The sequence below is a fragment of the Candidatus Symbiopectobacterium sp. 'North America' genome (genome assembly GCF_015762685.1).
Lineage (GTDB): Bacteria > Pseudomonadota > Gammaproteobacteria > Enterobacterales > Enterobacteriaceae > Symbiopectobacterium.
In genome coordinates, this window is record NZ_PEHF01000039.1 from 23,096 (window position 1) to 42,635 (window position 19,540).

11 protein-coding genes and 7 pseudogenes are annotated in these 19,540 nt (G+C 49.4%); 8 read left to right on the top strand and 10 right to left on the bottom strand.

Annotation, left to right across the window (positions count from 1 at the left end):
• Positions 1–187 precede the first annotated feature (187 nt).
• Entirely contained in the window at positions 188–2,503 is a 2,316-nt protein-coding gene (gene bglX / locus CS369_RS08720) for a beta-glucosidase BglX (RefSeq protein ID WP_196906774.1), read from the top strand.
• A gap of 261 nt (positions 2,504–2,764) precedes the next feature.
• On the opposite strand, the pseudogene CS369_RS08725 reads toward bglX, so the two are convergent.
• Both CS369_RS08725 and CS369_RS08730 read right to left on the bottom strand, forming a co-directional pair.
• Positions 2,765–3,405: pseudogene (locus CS369_RS08725) on the bottom strand (LysE family translocator).
• A 61-nt stretch (positions 3,406–3,466) separates the two neighbouring features.
• Positions 3,467–4,321 carry an AraC family transcriptional regulator gene (locus tag CS369_RS08730; RefSeq protein WP_244664909.1) on the bottom strand — a complete coding sequence of 285 codons (855 nt, stop codon included), beginning with the start codon at positions 4,319–4,321 and terminating at the stop codon, positions 3,467–3,469.
• A 111-nt stretch (positions 4,322–4,432) separates the two neighbouring features.
• Here CS369_RS08730 and dinG point away from each other — a divergent pair.
• From dinG to CS369_RS08750, 4 genes and pseudogenes are all read left to right on the top strand, one after another.
• A pseudogene (gene dinG / locus CS369_RS08735) lies at positions 4,433–6,532 on the top strand (ATP-dependent DNA helicase DinG).
• A 56-nt stretch (positions 6,533–6,588) separates the two neighbouring features.
• Positions 6,589–7,557 carry a DNA-binding protein YbiB gene (ybiB, locus tag CS369_RS08740; RefSeq protein ID WP_196906776.1) on the top strand — a complete coding sequence of 323 codons (969 nt, stop codon included), beginning with the start codon at positions 6,589–6,591 and terminating at the stop codon, positions 7,555–7,557.
• A gap of 303 nt (positions 7,558–7,860) precedes the next feature.
• Complete coding sequence (locus tag CS369_RS08745) at positions 7,861–8,223, top strand: leucine-rich repeat domain-containing protein (protein WP_196906777.1); 363 nt, start codon at positions 7,861–7,863, stop codon at positions 8,221–8,223.
• Positions 8,224–8,898 (top strand): hypothetical protein, encoded by a 675-nt coding sequence (locus CS369_RS08750; RefSeq protein WP_196906778.1) that lies wholly within the window; start codon positions 8,224–8,226, stop codon positions 8,896–8,898.
• 47 nt (positions 8,899–8,945) lie between these two features.
• On the opposite strand, the pseudogene CS369_RS08755 reads toward CS369_RS08750, so the two are convergent.
• The 3 genes and pseudogenes from CS369_RS08755 to CS369_RS22590 form a co-directional block, all read right to left on the bottom strand.
• Positions 8,946–10,386 (bottom strand): annotated as a pseudogene (locus CS369_RS08755) (SH3 domain-containing protein).
• A gap of 39 nt (positions 10,387–10,425) precedes the next feature.
• Positions 10,426–11,225, bottom strand: a pseudogene (locus tag CS369_RS08760) (DUF1460 domain-containing protein).
• Between the two features lie 102 nt (positions 11,226–11,327).
• The gene (locus CS369_RS22590) at positions 11,328–11,660 is read right to left on the bottom strand and encodes a hypothetical protein (protein ID WP_210769484.1); all 333 of its coding nucleotides are present in this window, start codon (positions 11,658–11,660) and stop codon (positions 11,328–11,330) included.
• Between CS369_RS22590 and CS369_RS08765 the strand changes: the two genes are divergently transcribed.
• The gene (locus tag CS369_RS08765; protein ID WP_196906779.1) at positions 11,661–13,535 is read left to right on the top strand and encodes a M3 family metallopeptidase; all 1,875 of its coding nucleotides are present in this window, start codon (positions 11,661–11,663) and stop codon (positions 13,533–13,535) included.
• 125 nt (positions 13,536–13,660) lie between these two features.
• Here CS369_RS08765 and glnQ read toward each other — a convergent pair whose 3' ends face one another.
• From glnQ to rhtA, 5 genes and pseudogenes are all read right to left on the bottom strand, one after another.
• Complete coding sequence (gene glnQ, locus CS369_RS08770) at positions 13,661–14,383, bottom strand: glutamine ABC transporter ATP-binding protein GlnQ (protein WP_196906780.1); 723 nt, start codon at positions 14,381–14,383, stop codon at positions 13,661–13,663.
• A complete protein-coding gene (gene glnP / locus CS369_RS08775) occupies positions 14,380–15,039 on the bottom strand; it encodes a glutamine ABC transporter permease GlnP (RefSeq protein WP_196906781.1) in 660 nt (219 codons plus the stop codon). The genes glnQ and glnP overlap by 4 nt, the downstream gene beginning before the upstream one ends.
• A gap of 26 nt (positions 15,040–15,065) precedes the next feature.
• Positions 15,066–15,809 carry a glutamine ABC transporter substrate-binding protein GlnH gene (glnH, locus tag CS369_RS08780; RefSeq protein ID WP_196906782.1) on the bottom strand — a complete coding sequence of 248 codons (744 nt, stop codon included), beginning with the start codon at positions 15,807–15,809 and terminating at the stop codon, positions 15,066–15,068.
• A gap of 359 nt (positions 15,810–16,168) precedes the next feature.
• A pseudogene (dps, locus tag CS369_RS08785) lies at positions 16,169–16,676 on the bottom strand (DNA starvation/stationary phase protection protein Dps).
• A gap of 341 nt (positions 16,677–17,017) precedes the next feature.
• Entirely contained in the window at positions 17,018–17,899 is an 882-nt protein-coding gene (gene rhtA / locus CS369_RS08790) for a threonine/homoserine exporter RhtA (protein WP_196906786.1), read from the bottom strand.
• Between the two features lie 404 nt (positions 17,900–18,303).
• Between rhtA and ompX the strand changes: the two are divergent.
• Positions 18,304–18,827: pseudogene (gene ompX, locus CS369_RS08795) on the top strand (outer membrane protein OmpX).
• Between the two features lie 232 nt (positions 18,828–19,059).
• Positions 19,060–19,540 (top strand): annotated as a pseudogene (locus tag CS369_RS08800) (hypothetical protein); the annotation flags it as partial.

Genomic DNA, 19,540 nt, shown 5'->3' on the forward strand with positions numbered 1-19,540 from the left:
AATGACACGCGGTAGATGAGAGATGGCGCAGGATTGCGTAATTCTTTCAGTTTTTACTAAAGACAATCAGAACAAATACATTATGATTACGCGCTGGATATTTTGACGACGTTACTGACGTCATTTTCAAACCTCACAGGCGCTCCCCGATGACGTGGAGTGCGGCATGCTCGGGCTAGAATAACGAATGAAATTGCTTACCTCTTTGACGATTGCGATTGGCCTGGCCTGCTCTCCGGCCGGAGCGCAACTGACCAACACTGCACCTGTTGCGGCACAAAGCAATGCAGCTCATCAGGCGCAGCGTGATGCCTTTGTCTCCGATCTGCTGCGTAAAATGACCACCGACGAAAAAATTGGGCAGTTACGCCTGATCAGTGTGGGAACTGATAACCCGAAACACGTGATCTGCGAGATGATCAGAGACGGGCAGGTGGGCGCGATTTTCAACACGGTAACGCGTCAGGACATTCGAGCGATGCAGGATCAGGTGATGGAACTGAGTCGCCTGAAAATTCCGCTGTTTTTTGCCTACGATGTGGTGCACGGTCATCGAACCATTTTCCCAATTGCGCTGGGGTTAGCCTCTTCCTGGGACATGAACAACATTGCAAAAAGCGCACGCGTCTCTGCTTATGAAGCCACCGAAGATGGGTTAAACATGACCTGGGCGCCGATGGTCGATATCACCCGCGATCCGCGCTGGGGGCGGGTATCGGAAGGCTTTGGGGAAGACACCTGGCTGACCAGCCAAATTGCGCGCGTGGTGGTGAAAGCGTTTCAGGGCGAGGCACCGACCGACAGACATTCACTGATGACCAGCGTCAAACATTTTGCCCTCTATGGTGCGGTGGAAGGCGGACGCGATTACAACACCGTGGACATGAGTCCACTGCGTATGTTTCAGGATTACTTGCCGCCCTATAAAGCGGCAATTGATGCCGGCAGTGGCGGCGTGATGGTCGCTCTGAACTCCATCAATGGCGTGCCTGCAACCGCAAATCGCTGGTTGTTGAAAGAGTTACTGCGCGATCAGTGGAAATTCCAAGGGATTACCATCACCGATCACGGGGCGATTAAAGAACTGATGAAACACGGTGTGGCGAGCGATCCACGTGACGCGTCGCGCATTGTTCTGAAATCTGGCATCGCGATGAGCATGAGCGATGAGTACTTTGTGAAGTACCTGCCTGAGTTGGTGAAAAGCGGTGCTATCACCATGCAAGAACTGGATGAGGCTTGCCGTCAGGTGCTGAACGTGAAGTATGACATGGGGCTGTTTGCCGATCCTTACCGCATGCTGGGCGCTGCTAGCAGCGATCTGGTAGATACCAATGCGGAAAGCCGCTTACACCGTGCCGAGGCGCGTGATGTTGCCAAACGCAGCCTGGTGTTGCTGAAAAACCGCCTCAACATTCTGCCACTGAAAAAATCGGGCGTGATTGCGGTGGTGGGGCCGTTGGCGGACAGCAAGCGCGATACCATGGGCAGTTGGTCTGCGGCCGGATTAGCGCGCCAAACGGTGACCGTGTATCGCGGTATTCGCACTGCGGTGGGAAATGACGCGACGGTATTTTATGCCAAGGGCGCTAACGTCAGTAATCACAAAGGCATTATCGATTTCCTGAATCAATACGAAGATGCGGTACAGGTTGACCCGCGTTCGCCGCAAGAGATGATTGATGAAGCGGTGGCGGTGGCGAAGAAATCTGATGTGGTGGTTGCGGTCGTTGGTGAAGCAGCCGGTATGGCCCATGAGGCTTCCAGCCGTTCCAACATTGATTTACCGCAGAGCCAGCGCGATCTTATCGCCGCGCTCAAAGCCACCGGCAAGCCGTTGGTGCTGGTGTTGATGAACGGTCGCCCACTGGCGCTGGTGCGCGAAGATCAGCAAGCGGATGCGCTGCTGGAAACCTGGTTTAGCGGTACGGAAGGGGGCAATGCGATCGCCGATGTGCTGTTTGGTGATTATAACCCGTCAGGCAAGTTGCCGATGTCCTTCCCGCGTTCCGTTGGGCAAATCCCAATTTATTACAACCATTTGCCAACTGGCCGTCCATATACGCCGGAAAATCCCGGCAAGTACACCTCGCATTACTATGACGAAGCCAATGGCCCACTGTATCCGTTTGGCTACGGCTTGAGTTACACCACCTTCAGCCTGTCGGATGTGAGCATGTCCAGTCCGCTGATGAAACGTAACGGCAGTGTGAAAGCGAGCGTAACGGTCACCAACACCGGTAAGCGTGCAGGCGAAACCGTGGTGCAGCTATACCTGCACGATGTGGTCGCTTCTATCAGCCGTCCAGTCAAGGAACTGCGTGGTTACGAGAAGGTGATGCTGCAACCGGGCGAAAGCCGCGTTATCAGCTTTACCATCACTGAAGATGATCTGAAGTTCTACAATGCGCAAATGCAGCAGGTTGTCGAACCGGGCAAATTTGAGGTATTTATTGGTCTGGATTCACAACGTGTAAAACAACAGAGCTTTACGCTGCTCTGACAACCGTCGCGCACTTACGATCCTCGACCTCTGCCGGGGATCGCTTTCGCTAACGGCATCGCTGGCGCGGTGGCATCAACCGCCGTGAACCAGAATGATATAGCCGACCAGCATCAGACCGCTAATCCCGCCTAACGTCATCAATTAGAACAAGCCGATCATGGCGATTTTGCCGAGGTTCATAAAGTTATCCTTTTGTTAATCGCCATAAATTATAAAGCCTATCGCGTATGAAACAAGCGGCCTGAACGATTAACGGTGTCAGCCCAGCCATAAACCCAGCAACAGATAACCGCCAAACAGCATCAAAATAGCCCCTGCTCCGCGTTCAATCAGATAAAGGGAGAGCTGCAACGTCTGCTGTAGCCGTTGTTGACCTATGGTCGCAGCTAATGCGATATCCCACAGTAATACCACGATGAACATCCACCCGCCGCTGACGGCTTGTTGCTTCAGAGTAACGGATGGGCCAAGAATACTGGCCATCAGGCTGATAAAAACAGCATATTTTTGGGGTTAAGCAACGAGGAACCCAGTCCGAGTAGTAACTGATGTGCCAGTGAAGGTACGCGCAGCGTCTCCGTGATCGTTAGCGCGGTAGTTCGTGCCGAACTGCGTACCAGCTGTGAACCGATCCACAGCAGATACAGCGCCCCGGCGAGTTGCAGCAGAACAAAAAGCACTGGCATTTGCTGAATGGCAGCATCGCCCATAATGGCCAGCAGGATATAGCAGCCGTTGCCCAGCGCGATGCCAATACAAATCCCGATACTGCCGCGCAGGCGGTGGCGCAGCGCGAAGGCCGCCAGCAAGAAGAAATCGGGGCCGGGGCTGAGCAATGCGACAAAATGTGCTAAGGCAAGCACGGGGAAATGGGCAGGAAACAGGGTATCAATAACCATAACAGTGACCTCAACGAAATAAACGAGGCCAAGTCTAGAGGGCTTGTCAGGCTAATTATTGTCAAATAGTGATCGTGGTAGACGGAGATTCACCCGCTTGCTGATATTGCCTCGGTGTTGCCGCCGTGTGCAGCACAAAGATTTTGTGAAAATGACTTTGATCGCTAAAGCCGCTTTGGTATCCGGCATCGGCCAGCGGTACGCCTTGCTTAATCAGCGTCTTGGCATATTCAATGCGCGCATTGTTAAGGAAAGCCATGGGCGTGAGGCCGGTATCTTCACGGAAATGGCGTACTAGAGTTTCCCGGCGCAGATGTAGCTTTTCTGCCAGCGTGGTCAGCGACGGCGATGTTTGCAAATTGCTGAGCAAGCGCTGGCGCATATAGCGCGTGGTGGATTGCTCTGCGAGTGGCTGTTGTGCAGCGCAGTAACGGGACAACAGCGTGGACACCAGCGCGTTCAACTGTGGTGTCGCGCTGTTTATATCGTGGCGATAGAGACTGTTGAGCAGTTGCAGGCCATCGCCAAACAGGGCGTGATCTTGCACGTGCACCGGGTGGCAATGAATCGCCGCTATTGGCTGTCCGCACTGTTGGGCCAAAAGCGTCCGGCACCAGGCTGCGTCGAGGTAAAACATATGATAGCTGCGCGTTTGTCCGGGCAGCGGGGTACAGCTGTGCGGCTGCGGGTCGATCAAAACCATATCACCGGCGCGCAACAGGTGGTCTGCACCGCGATAGTGGCAGACGGTGCTGCCCGCCACGAACAGGCCGAGGGAGAGTTGGGTGTGTGTATGGGTTTTATAACCCTGACTGCTGCACCAGGTCGAACGGCATTCAACCTGAGGCAGGCGCGGAGAAAACCAATTTTTTGCTTGACGCGGTGCACCGCCGCCATGAGAAAGACTCTTTATCACGATTTGCTTTACCCTACTGGCTGCGTGCGGGTTTGTCGAGGGGAATGGCGGCTGACGTTTGCCGCTGTCTGTGGGACAATAGTCGCAGAATTGGACAGACATTGAGATGGCATGGCGCTTACTCCCACAATCAAGCAGCAAATCGACCAGTGGTATAAGGCGCTGCAACAACATATTCCTGATTTTATCTCCCGTGCTCCGCAGCGACAGATGATCGCCGAAGTGGCGAAAACGTTGGCGAGTGAATATCCGCGTCACGTGGTTATTGAGGCGCCTACCGGCGTGGGCAAAACCCTGTCCTACCTGATTCCCGGTATCGCGATTGCACGCGCAGAGAGCAAGACGTTGGTGATCAGCACCGCCAATATCGCGTTGCAGGACCAGATTGTCACCAAAGATCTGCCGTTGCTGAAAAAATTTATCCCTGAGCTCACATTCACCGCCGCTTTTGGCCGGGCGCGTTATCTCTGCCCGCGCAATCTGGTGGCGCTGACCTCCGAGACCGCACAAGGGGATTTGCTGGCATTTCTCAGTGATGAACTGGAACCAGTCAGCAAAGAAGAGCGCGGGGCGTGTCTCAAGATGGCGAAAGCGTTTCAAGGGTATGAATGGGACGGGATGCGCGACCATTATAGCCTGACGATCGAAGATGCTTTATGGCGTAAGGTCAGTACCGATAAAGCCAACTGTCTGGGTAAAAATTGTCACTATTATCGTGACTGCCCATTTTTTATCGCCCGTCGCGAGATTGAAAATACGGAAGTTGTGGTGAGCAATCACGCCTTGGTGATGGCGGCAATGGAAAGCGATTCGGTGCTGCCTGCCGCGAAAGATCTGCTGTTGGTGCTCGATGAAGGGCATCACGTGCCGGATGTGGCGCGCGATTCGCTGGAAATGGCGGGGGACATTACCCCGGCGTATGTCAAAGCGCAGATGGACAGTGTGATCCAGTTGGTGGCGACCTGTATGGCGCAGTTCCCGCCAAAATCGCCGCCGCGTTTGACTAACCCTGAACGGTTGACAGCGCACATTGAAGAGATGGTCGAGCAGAACGCCGCCTTTGTTGCCATGAGTGAGCTGTTTCTCCAGGGCGAAGGGCAAGAAAGCGATTATCGCTTCCCGATGGGGGTTATGCCGGAAGAGATGCGCCAGGTGTGTGTCAGACTGCATAAACTAACGGATGGCCTGCGCGGCTTAACCGAATAACTGTCTCACGATCTCGGAGAGAAAACCGGCAAGCACGATGTAGTGCGGGTTCATCAGACGCTTTTACGTATGAGCCGTGCGATGGGCTGTCTGGAGAGTAAAACGCAACTTTGGCATTTGGCCGTGCTGGAGAAAGTATCCAATGCACCGGTATCCAAATGGCTACATCGGGAATACCGCGAAGGGCAGTGGCGGCTATCGTTGCACTGTGCGGGAATTCGCGTCTGTGACCAGCTCGACCGATTGCTGTGGCGCAATGTTTCGCACGTGGTACTGACCTCCGCGACCTTGCGCTCCCTGAACAGTTACCAGCGGCTGAAAGAACCGTCAGGCCTGGATGAAGATGAGGGCGATCGTTTTATTACGCTGGATTCGCCTTTCAACCACTGTCAACAAGGCAAGCTGGTGATCCCGAAAATGCACTGTGAACCCTTGCTGGAAAATGAAGTGCCACATATTGCTGAAATGGCGCGTTTTTTCCGCCAATCATTGGCCTAGCACGCGCATAAAGGAATTCTGGTGTTGTTCGCCAGCCAAAGAGCGATGCAGCAGTTTCTCTCACAGGTCACCGATTTGCGCTTAATGCTGCTGGTGCAAGGGGATCAGCCGCGTTCGCGCCTGATTGCGTTGCACCGACAACGTGTGGAGGCGGGCGACGTCAGCGTACTGGTTGGTTTGCAATCTTTTGCCGAAGGGCTGGATTTGAAAGGTGAACTGCTGTCGCAAGTGCATATTCATAAGATTGCCTTTCCCCCGATTGACAGCCCGGTGATCCTGACCGAAGGGGAGTGGTTAAAAAGTCAGAAACGCCATCCCTTTGTGGTGCAACGCCTGCCAGCCGCTTCATTTAATCTGATCCAGCAGGTCGGGCGTTTGATTCGCAGTCATACCTGTTTTGGTGAAATCGTTATCTATGACAGACGCTTGTTGACCAAGGGATACGGAGCGCAACTGTTGGCGGCGTTGCCGGTATTTCCCATTGAACAACGTGATGTGCCAGCCTGATATAAACATGCTATTTTTGCAGAATGAGATCGATCTTCTTTTTCGCGGGAGAACGCATGGACTTTACCACCGTCATCAAAGAGATCGGGCGGGGGAAAAATCACGCACGTGATTTGGATCAGGACGCTGCCTACTCGCTATATCGTCATATGTTGCAAGGTGATGTGCCCGATCTGGAACTGGGCGGTGTACTGATTGCCTTGCGAATCAAAGGGGAAGGTGAAGCAGAGCTGCGTGGTTTCTATCAGGCCGCCAGCGAGCAGGTGTTGCGCTTGCACGCGCCTGCGGATCGCCCGATGCCTATTGTCATCCCTAGCTACAACAGTGCGAGGCGCCAGCCCAATCTGACGCCGTTGCTGGCATTGTTGCTGGTTAAATTGGGCTTTCCGGTGGTGGTTCACGGAGTTGAAAATGACCCGACGCGGGTAACCAGCGCGGAAATTTTGCAAGCGCTCGGGGTGAAAAGTGCTAGCAGTGCCAAGGCGGCGCAGTCATTGATTGATGAAGGGTTCCCGGTATTTATTCCGATTTCTGCCCTGAGTCCTGCCTTGGACAGACAGTTGCAACTGCGCTGGCGCATGGGCGTGCGCAATAGCAGCCATACGTTGGCTAAATTGTTGACGTCGTTTGGCGAGCAAGAGGCATTGCGTTTGACCAGTGTTTCTCATCCGGAATACGTCACTCGGCTTAATCAGTTTTTCCTCAATATTGAGACCAGGGCCTTGCTGATGCACGGCACGGAAGGTGAGGTCTATGCTAATCCGCAGCGATGCCCTGAAATTCATTTTATTCGGGGTCAACACAGCGTAGTGCTGCAACAGCGTCAGGATATTGTTGTAGCACCGGATAAGTTGCCGATTGCCCGTGATGTACCGACGACCGCGCGTTGGACAGCGCAGTGCCTGGCGGGGGAAATTGCGGTACCTTATGCCCTGCGTTTACAGCTTGCTTGCTGTCTGGTTGCTGGCGGTATGTCTCCAGCTATGGAGCAAGCGGTGGCGACCATTAGCAAACGTTTTGGCTAAAATGCCTGCACACTCAAAATCTGATATTATCTTTGATACCCTGAAAAACCAATCGAATGCATTTTGTATTCACTGGTTTTTTTTCGATATGTCGTATACATTATCGCTGGTCGCCGTTAGATTTTCGTTTAAACTTCTGACAATACATTTCCATAATAAAAATATTGCTAATGCCTTTTTGATTTTAGATTCTATCGCGTAAAGTACGGCACGCAAACCCTGATAATACCTTTATTTGATATTCATTTTTTCTTTAGTACGCGATCATATTGAAATGAGTGATCTTGAGGGGGGAAATAAATTATGATGCCCATCAATAACAGTAATCAGCCACATTTTACTTTGCCAAATGATACACCCACAGTCGCACAGACCTTTCAGTCAGGTAGTACTTCTCAAACGACGACAATATTCCATGATCATAGTGAGTATCATACAGTCTGGTCATCCTGGAAAGAGGGAACTCCTGTAGGCGGAGGTGAGAAGAGAGATATTGCTGTAGAGAGAATGCATTGTGCCTTGGCAATGAAGTCTGCTTTTCTTGACCTTAGCGGACTGAACCTAAGCTCATTGCCTGATCTTATTCCTGAACAACTGGAAGAGCTCTATTTGGATAAAAACCAAATCCACGTACTACCTGAAAACATGCCAGAAGATCTTAACTAATTGATTGTTAATGACAATGAACTAACAGCTCTACCTAAAACACTACCAAAGAACCTTTTAGTGTTATCTGCTTGTAATAACCAACTTGAATCATTGCCTGACCTTATTCCTGATCAACTGGAACAACTCTATTTGGATAAAAATATAATTCACGTATTACCTGAAAACATGCCAGAAGACCTTCAAGTATTGAGCGTTAATGACAATGAACTGACTGCTCTACCTAAAATACTGCCAAATAATCTTTTAGTGTTATCTGCTTGTAATAACCAACTTGAGTTATTACCGGATATCTGGCCCGAAGAGCTTTATAAAATCACATTGTGCCGTAATGCCCTAAAGAAATTTCCTGAAAACTTCCCCTCATCTCTTAGTATTTTGAAAATAAGTCATAATCAATTAGGTGGTACCATCGGTCGTCTCCCAGACAAGCTAGAATATGCAGATTTACATCATAATAAATTGAATGGGTTACCTGATGCATTGCCAAAACACCTGCAAAGAATCGACATAAGCAATAATAATTTAGAAATTCTCTCTGAATGCATTCTGCTCAGTACTGAAGATGTTTTAATTTATCTTAGTGGAAATCCACTTTCAGAAAATACAATCCAAAAATTGCACTCCCATCCGAGAAACTCTAGTGACAGTGGGCCGATTTTTATCTTATCCTGAGGTCAGCGTTGTGATCAGTCCCATTGGTATCAGAAAATTAAGTGAGCTTATTCAATAAAACCCAGTTTAAACTGTGCCTTATCTGCCAGAGATATTAATTCTATGTTTTCTGAATAAGATCGAAGTAAAGGGAAAAAGACAGAACCACCAATGATACTCCGACTTTTCGAGACTTCCGGGTGCAATCCCCAAATATTTTGGTACGTCATCGGAACCATCTGATTATCAATCGCTACGTTCCCGATATACAACATGATATGCCCTGGAATGTAAACCAGAGTAGTAAAAGGTTTACCACGTTCCTTGAGATAATGTATTCGTGTGTTTACATTTTCTCTACTTAGATCAACAATCTTGGATGTGGCCAGTATTTGTTCTTCAGAGTTTCTGGGTAAAAATATACCAAAAGGCATCAGCAAACTTCTTATCTCAGCAGAGCAATCATTGTAGAAATTATAATTTCCCCAGCCGTAGGGCCTACCGCTCATCGATTTTAATAGTGTCGCAATATTACCTTGCGTCATTTTCCACGGCATGGCAACAAACTCATCATCCGTCAATTTGACCCACCGAATTTTCGCTATACCGTCACTGTTACCCACAGGCACAGCGACTTCAATATGACCAGGATATTTATTCTTGAAGGGTAAAACCGTTCCGGGCCTTGCTGTAAAATAATATTGACCACGTTGTTGAATAGAGACCTGCACCTTAATAATGGCGCCCAGATTTCTTCTGGTCAGGGAAACCCACTTTGTTACAAATTTCTGATCCACCATAGCGATATCTTCACTGTGAATCCACCCAGTCACCGTGGGGGACACAATATACTGCCAGCGTTTATCACTGCTGGCAGTATATTGGCGTACCAGGACGTATAGAGGATATCTGTAAATTATCAAAGGGGTATCCTTGCCCCGCTTGGCGAGGATTGTCGTAAGTAGGATCATCCGTTGGAAGCCCCCTGATAAGGGTTTCTCTTATGACAATATTCCGGCCGGAAGAGCGATAAATATCATCAATGTCGATATATGCATTATTTCTCACGTCCTCCTTCCATCGGGTTGAATGGATCCTAAAATTTTCTCCCCAGAAAATACTGTCTTTACCAAGGAATCTGTCAATGCTCGCGTTGCGGATACTTACCGCTTCTTTACTTAGAATTGATGCAATGTAATGAGGATTCCAAGGGGATCTGTCTTCAGACCCCATTCCGAAAAGGTGGGATTTAAGAGCCGAAAAATACCTTTTTTGGGTGACTGTATTGATAAGAGGAACATCTGCCCTGTCCGAATCTGGAGGAAGCCATTTATCGACCGACTGTGAATAGTCCTCTATCGGGAAAAGGGATTTGGTCGGGTCGATATAATTCAACGTTGCATAGCTGGCGGACATTGAGGCTTCAATGCGTGGTTCGAACTCAGAGATATGGCACGCCGATAACAACAGCGTAAAAATCAAGCAACAGGCATTTTTTTTACCTGGCATCCGAATTCTTTTCATACCCTATCTCCGGTCACAGCCCTGTCAGTCAGCCCTCAACACAACAATGCCTGGCTTTGAATGCATGTATTCCATAAATTGCGAGTCCACCACTTTCCTGTTCGAAATCAGAGAGGACGCATTTCGGAACCAAACTTGCTCATCATACCGGACGACAATACCAACATGCGATACATCCAAGCCCTCAAGCGGAGAGTAAACGCCAACATAATCTCCCGTTTTCAGGCGATTCAGCTCCTGTTCGTTAATCGCCTTACCTGGGATATAATTTATTATGCGTGGATGAATCCCCAGTCCCTGCACATATTCACCGCCATCAGGTCTGCGGTTAAGTTGTTTTTCAATCCTGACAAAGGCTGGTCTGATGTCACGTCACGGGCATTGCGTGGTTCGGTGGCAAACCAGTCTGAGAAGAAATGCCGCCGACTGAGATAGTTAACCTTGCCGTCTACGTAACGCGTTTTGACGAGATTATGTAGAAACGTTTTCTGGTCATGGCTCCGGCTAAGGGCTTCAACATAATCAGTCAAGGTGAAACAGTCTACGCCGTTAAAATTAGCAACAAGGACTTCAGGAATGTCAGCCCCACCGATGAGCGTGCTGGCTTTATAGGGGGTTCCCAGAAAAGCGGATGACACACGGCTTATAACTTCACCGTGGTTTTCCTCAGCATACGGAACAACGTCCGATCGGACAATTCGGTTTACTTTTCCCGCAGTGGCGCTGTCTATAATAGTTTGGTATTTTTCTGCACCGGGAGAGGCGCATGCCGTAAGGTACAATGACACCAGCAGAACTGCATATGCCTTTATCTTCATCATCATCTCCGTTAAAGTTGCGAATCTTTTGTTTTACCGGAGATGGCTTTTGTTTCTATCAATAAACGACATTGGTTGATTTTTTATTAAAGAAAATGCGTATTTATGTTATTGAGCGTGAGATTCATCACATGAAGCAATTTCTTGCTGTGCCTCCGCATCACTATAAAGGCAGTTCAGCCTTTGCGGTGCATCCCCCATTATTATGGACAATGCCGATTCGCTGGTGAGTATCATCAACGCGCTTCGTGAGCGCTTGTTGCCCAGCAGGATGTAGCGAGGTGTCGGACCATCATCTATGCAAGCTAACACATCAAAAGGTATGATTAAGTAAGCCTTGTTAAGCCTGACCTTTGTGGTAAGTGAGAGCAGAAGGGCGGCTTGATTTTTACAGATAAACACCCTTATAGGCGCTTGGATCAATTTTAGAAAGGGATGCATATGCAACATGCTTTGGATTATTTTAATACCCTGAACCGCGACTATCTCGCCGTGCATCAGGAGAAAGAAACATGCTTTTGGCAACACTATATGGGCATTGGCGATGACAGCGCAGCGGAGAAATTCTCCACTACTGAAAGCGCCTATAAACGCTTTATCGCTGCGCCTGAACGTTTGAAAGAATTGCGCACTTATATCGCAACCCTTGAGTCTTTGCCGAACCAGGGGCAGGACTCCCAGGCAGCCGCGTTAATTCATGGCTTGCAGGGGTGGTATCGTTTTTTTGATTGTAATGTGATTGAAGATCCCCGGGCACAAGCGCTGATGGATGAGATTATCGCTGCGGAAAGTGCACTCTATACGCGGCGAAAAAGCTATGAGGTGACTCACCTGAATGCCGATGGCGTCAAAGTCGCTGCATCCTTGGGTGAACTGCTCACCAACCAGGCGACCAGCGACAATGAATCTTATCGCCAAAGTTCGCAACAGGCTCTGCGCGATGTGGAACAGTGGTTATTACACCATGGTTTCCCTGAGCTGATTACCCTGCGTAACCGTTTTGCCCGGCAGATGGGGTATCGCAATTATTTTGACTATAAAGTGAATAAAACGGAGCAGATGACCGCTGAGCAGTTGTTTGCCATCCTCGACCGCTTTAAAGAGCAAAAGCGCGATGCGAATGCACGCAGTCTGGCCGCATTGGCGAGCGAAAAGGGCGATAATGCGCTGCAACCGTGGAATATTCGTTATGCCAGTGCAGGAGACGTCACCCGCCAACTGGATCCCTACTTTCCTTTCTCGGCCTCGTTAGAACGCTGGATTAACAGCTTTAAGCGACTGCACATCGGGTTCAACGGTGCAGAGATGCAACTGGACCTGCTGGTGCGCAAAGGCAAGTATGAAAATGGCTTTATGCACGGTCCGGTTCCGCCCTTTGTGCAGGAAGGGCAGTGGCTGCCAGCAAAAATCAATTTCACCAGTTTGGCTAAACCTGATCAAGTGGGCAGCGGTGCAACGGGCATCAATACCCTGTTTCATGAAGGTGGTCATGCGGCGCATTTTGCCAATATTCGTCAGAATGCCCCTTGCTTCTCGCAGGAATTCCCGCCTACATCGATCGCATATGCGGAAACGCAATCCATGTTTTGCTACAGCCTGCTGCACGACGCTGACTGGCTCAAACGTTATGCTAAGAACCGCCAGGGCGAAGCCATTTCTGAAGCGTTGATCAAAGCGGATATCGCTGTGCGCCAACCAATGCGTGCCTTTAACGAGCGCCACATTTTGCTGGTGCCTTACTTTGAATGGCAGCTTTACAGCATGGATGATGATGCACGCACTCCAGCAGCTATTACACAACTGGCGCGTGACATCGAGCAGCGTATTTTAGGCATTGACGGCAGCCCACGTCCTACCATTGCCATCCCGCATTTTTTATCGATGGAATCAGCCTGTTCCTACCAAGGTTATCTGCTGGCGCTGATGGCGGTAGAGCAGACGCGGCATTTCTTTCTTAAGCGCGATGGCTATCTTACGGATAACCCAGCCATTGGCCCGGATCTGGCTCTGCATTACTGGCGTCCTGGCAACAGCGTCAGCCATGATGACACGCTGCGCAGTTTGACAGGCGAAGGGTTCAATCCAGCGTATCTGGCCGAGGCCTGTAATTTGACGATTGAGCAGGCGTGGCAGCAGGCACAAGCGGCTATCCATCATGCCGCCCAGCATCCGCAACCTGAGGCTGATGCAGATTTGAATGCCCACATTCGTATTGTCGATGGTACTCGTATATTGGCAGACAATCGGGATGGCGATAATGCGATGTGTGAGGCGTTTGCGGCGTTCATTGAACGCGAATACCCGTACACAGCGTGAGTCTCTAAATCGGGTGCGTTCTGGCAGGAGCGTGGTGATTTCGGCGGGCAACGCAAGGGGCAGTGACAAAGAGAAGGGGAGCCCGGTAAGGTGCTCCCCTTTTTTAATGCACTCTTGCGACAGTATCAGGAGACATGCTGCAAGAATTCACGCAACCGCTCACTGGGAGGATTGGTGATCAGCTCTTCAGGATCGCCATCTTGAGCGATACGGCCTTTATCAATAAAAATCAACCGTGAAGCGACTTTATGAGCGAATCCCACTTCGTGCGTAACGATGACCATGGTCATGCCTTCGTCCGCAAGATCTTTCATTACAGTCAGTACTTCGTGACGTAATTCTGGATCGAGTGCCGAGGTTGGCTCATCAAACAGCATCAGTTTGGGTTTGACGGCAAGTGCACGTGCGATTGCTACGCGCTGCTGCTGACCGCCAGAAAGCTCTGACGGAAAGTGGTTAGCACGTTCAGACAGACCCACTTTCGCCAACAGTTCCAGTGCCAACTTTTTGGCTTCCGCTTTGCTGGCACCGCGCACGCGAATCGGGCCAAATGCCACGTTTTCCAGCGTGGTCAGATGCGGGAAAAGATAAAATTGTTGAAACACCATACCCGCTTCCTGGCGGATAAGGCGCTCATCAACTTTAGGATCGTTCACTTTCAGGCCGTCGACAATCAGTTCACCGCTGGTAATTTCTTCCAGCTTATTGATGCAGCGCAGCAGCGTGGATTTACCGGAGCCTGAGGGGCCGATAATCACCACCACTTCACCCTGGTTGATATTCAGATTGATGTCATGCAACACCTTTGTCTGACCAAAGTGTTTAGAAACGTTCTTGAATTCAATCATATAATCTTAAGTTTTCTTTCCAGCTGACGCAAAATGAAACTCAGTACCAAGGTAATGACAAGGTAAATCACCGCAACCGCGCTCCAGATTTCCAGTGCGCGAAAATTACCCGCAATGATTTCTTGCCCGGAACGCGTCAGTTCCGCCACGCCGATAACGATGAACAGCGAGGTATCTTTGATACTGATGATCCATTGGTTGCCTAATGGCGGTAACATCCGGCGCAACGCCAACGGTGCAATCACATGGCGTAGCGTATCGCGTTTTGATAACCCCAGTGCGAAACCCGCCTCACGAAACCCTTTGTGAATCGACAATACCGATCCGCGCGTAATTTCCGCGATATAGGCACCTGAGTTGATCATGATGGTGACTACCGCAGCAGCGAAGGGATCGATACGCACCGACGTCAGGATCATCGGCAAGGCGAAGTAAATAAACATGACTTGTACAACAATCGGTGTACCGCGGATGATTTCAATAAACACCAACGCGATCTTGTTGGAAATCCAACTCCCGTAGACGCGGGCAAAGCCCGCGACGACACCGATAACCAAGCCACCCAGCAGACCCAGCACGGAAATCAGCAAGGTCATTTTTGCCCCTTCTAACAGAAGGGGCAGAGAAGGCCAGATGGCACTCCAATCAAACTGCATGAACGTTCTCCAGACTGATACGGCAATTATTTCGGTTCAGTGCCGAACCATTTTTTATAAATTTCAGCATAGGTGCCGTTGTCACGCAGCGTTTGCAATGCCGTATTCATTTTTTCACGCAGTTCGCTGCCTTTCGGGAAGGCGACACCGTATTGCTGTGCCTTGATGGAGCCACCCAGCGCTTTAAACTGACCGTTGCCTGCTGTTTTGATGAAGTACAGGATATTCGGCGTATCATGCAGTACCGCATCGGCACGACCGACACCTAACTCCATGTAGGCATTGTCAATATTTGGGAACTGGCGCAGTTCTTTGGTCTTGATATTGGCCTTGGCGTAGTCAACCGAACCGGTACCACTTTTCACTGCCACTACTTTGCCCGCCAGATCCTGTTCACCCTGAATGCTGGTGTTATCTGATTTTACCATGACCAGCAAGCCGCTGTTGTAATAACCCTCAGAAAAATCGACGGCACGTTTACGTTCTTCCGTAATGGTGATCCCGGCCAGCGCCAAGTCAACGTTGCGGGTTTGCAGGGCAGGAATGATACCTGCGAAATCCATCGGTTTCAGGGTGTATTCCAGTTTCAACTCTTTCGCGATAGCGTCCCAGAGATCGATGTCAAAGCCGACGTATTTATCGCCTTGCTTGAACTCGAAGGGAACAAACGCTGTGTCTGTGGCAACGATGAGAGGCTTATCCGCCGCGTGGCTGGAAACGCTCATGGTCAGCGTCAGCGCTGCCAGTGAGGTCTTAAGTAGTGATTTCATCCGATCCTTCCTAATTAGCCGTTTGTGGGAAGCCTGTTTCAAGCAGGCACTACTAATAATAGTATTTAAGGAAAAAGCTGTAGAAACAGAGGGTTGTGTTTTATAACTCCTTGTTTTTATTCAGTGTTGCCAATGCACGCAAACGTCGCCTCCGGAACGGGACGCCGCTATGAATAACTGATTATGCTGCGAGACACAACCGTTGATTGTGTTTAAAGGGATAAAAGCTAACTTTTTTGTACGAATTTTAAGAGGAAAATGTATGAATGGCAGGATAGATAAACCCTAATGGAATAGACAGGCCATCGCAACGCGATGTCGACGATGGCCTGGTGCTATTTATTTATAGAATACCACGGTTATTCTGCAATGTTGGCTTCGATAAACCACAGGAATTTATCCAGATCGCGAGAGGCTGCCGTTAAAATACTCCTCACTGTCTTCATCTTCTGTTTTCGCAATAGCACTGCGCACTTCGTTTGCGACAACTCTGTAACGCTCCGCCAGCGCTTTCAGATGATCCTGTACACTGTGAATATTGGTCGGATAGCTTTTCAGCGAGGTTTCTTTATTAATGACCTGGACCGTACCCAGTGCGACGCCACCCAGTTGTACTATGCGCTCTGCCAACGTATCCAGATGGTCGGTCAGTGCGGTACGAAAGCCGTCCAGCATCTCGTGAACGGCGATGAAATTGGCACCGCGCATGTTCCAGTGGGCTTGCTTGGTGATCAATGATAAATCGATTAAGTCGACAACTAACTTGTCCAACAGTTTGATGGTGGACGTTTTAACGTGCTCATCCAGATTATTGCGAGTATAGATGAGATCGGATGCTGCTGCTTTTACCAATTTAGCCGTAGCCATAAGGTATCTCCTCCTGACAAATGAAATAATAATCTGACTGCTCAATGGAAATAACTATAGCAGAATTCGAAGCAGGCAATAACAAGGTAATACTTATTATAGAAATTGCCCATGCACTATGCAGGCGTATGTCTTTTTGACTGATTTTATTATAGAAATCGCACTTCATTATTATAGTAAATAACGATAATGAATGAGAATTATTTAGCTCTTATAATAACTTGTGCCTATTCAGGCGCCACTGTCATTTGTGATGAAATATATCTGAAAGGGGCCTTCTCTTGCCGCAGTCTGCTGCTTGCAAGAGAAGAAACGCGATTGAATTCTGAAGGGAGTGCGTGTCAGCTTTGGGCGCTATCGGTGATGCGTGCTCGTTTTGCTGTGAGCGTAGCACCGAGGGAAGCGGCGATGATACAAAACAGCGCTACCCATTGCGTCAGCAAGAGGTGCTCACCGAGAAACAGAATCCCGGATAGGGCTGCAATGGCGGATTCCATGCTCATCAACGTGCTGAAGGTTTTAGCGGGGAGACGGGTCAGTGCCATCATCTCCAGCGAGTAGGGCAGTGCCGTGGAGAGGATCGCGATGGCGATACCAAGCGGCAGAATGGCAGGGGAGAGCAATGAAGTATCTGCAAAATAAGCGCCCAGGGGGCAAAACACCACGGCCGCAGCCAATGAGCCAATCGCCACTGTCGCCGGGCCATGGTTAGCGCCTGCGCGTTTTCCGAACACGATATATAAGGCCCAGCAGGCACCTGCGCCGATGGCACAGAGCGCGCCTTGCATATCGACGTTGGCAATGTCGTTATCCAGCGGTAATAGAAACCACATACCAGTTAGTGCCAAAAGGATCCAAAGGAAATCAAGCGCCCTACGCGATGAGAATATGGCCACGGCCAGTGGGCCGGTAAATTCAAGCGCGACCGCTACACCCAGTGGAACAGTTCGAATAGAGAGATAAAACAAAAAGTTCATGCCACCGAGGGTCAGGCCGTACAGCAGCAGCGGTAATCGATTCCCCTGAATACGCATGCGCCACGGTTTAAAAACAATGCATAAAATCAGGGCACCAAGCCCAAGGCGCAGCGCTGTAACGCCGGGAGCCCCTATCAGCTGAAACAAGTTTTTCGCTAAAGCTGCCCCACTTTGGATGGAAAGCATTGCAATCACGATAAGAATAACAGGCATCAGCGTCGAGCCGCGCAAAGCAGATAAGGTCATCTTTTGGGCCTTGATGAGCAGGGAAGAAGTCACGATGGTGTGAGAAAGAACGTCCATAAATATGGTTTTTCCACAATCTATTGTAAATGATTTGTCGGCACGGCGCTTACTTTAATTGACTTTTATTTGCGATATATTTATTTTCGGTGTGGAATGAATCGTGGCCTGTATATTAACTGAACACAGCCTTAAGATTTGTCTGTATTTTTCTGTCAGGTGGGAATTAATTTTAGTTTCGTGGTCCGTGTTTTTTAATGATTATAAATCATTGTGTTACGTATTTACTGAAGGTTTTTGTTACATCTATAAGCGGTTTGATAAATATTTAATGCGCAGCACATCAGGTTTTTTTGTTATATTAAGTCTGCTTAAACTTCTTTCATAAGATGAATTCGAGGCAGTATATGAAAAAATTTGCGTGTCTTTCCGCACTGGCTTGCGTATTTGCAGTAAGCGAAGGTTCCGCATTCGCCGGCCAAAGTACCGTATCCTCCGGTTATGCTCACGGTGATGCCCAGGGCGTGGTGAACAAAGCGAAAGGTTTTAACCTTAAATACCGCTATGAGTTTGACGACAGCCAGGTTGGCGTGATCAGCTCCTTCACCTATCTGGAAGACAGCCAGTCCAAGGGCGGTTACTACAATAAAGGCCAATACATGGGCTTTACTGCGGGCCCGGCTTACCGCCCAATAATTGGGCAAGCATCTATGGCGTGATTGGCCTGAGCCACGGTAAATACACTTACAATGCGGTAGACGGTACTGACAACAACCATAACGATGACTATGGTTTCACTTACGGTGCAGGTCTACAATTCAACCCGATTCAGGACGTTGCCCTGGATATTGGTTATGAGCAAAGCCGTATCCGTAGCGTCGAGGTTGGGCGGTTGGGCGGTTGGGCGGTTGGCGTAGGCTACCGTTTCTAGGGGTGTTGTGCGGTCAGAAAATCTATTCTGAAATGCAATACGATGCCATATAAAAATCCGCCGTCATGGCGGATTTTTTTGTCTGTGGCGCGAAACGGTAACATAGGGGTAGATGATTATTGTCTTGACGTTAAGATAATTTATGCAAGAATACGCGCTAAGAAAGTAAGCATCCATCTGCGTTTTGTTGACACAACCCTCAGCGCCAAGATAGCCATCACAGGATCATTTTATGCCCGTTTCCCCCAGGTACTCACGCCAATTTCTCTTTATCGCTATTCTACTGCTCGGGATAAACCTGCACCCGATTCTGGCCGTGGTGGGTAAATTACTTGAACAAATTCAGCACTATACTGGCCTGGGCGACAGCCAGGCTGGTATGTTAACCACGTTGCCCATTCTGGCAATGGGGATTTGTGCGCTTTACGACGGCTGGTTGCAACGTCATCTGGGTGAGTATCACGGCATTCTGCTCGGCATTACCATCATTACGGTTGCTTGTCTGGTGCGCTTTCCTTGGGATACGCGCATTGGGTTGTTGGTGAGTGCTGCGCTTGGCGGTGTAGGCATTGCGCTGATTCAGGCATTGGTGCCGTCGTTTATCAAGTTCTTCTTTCTCCAGTGCAGCAGTCTGTTGATGGGGCTTTATAGGGGTTTGACGGTCAATGATGTAAAAAACCACGCTAAGGAGATAATTGATTGTTTACATAAAG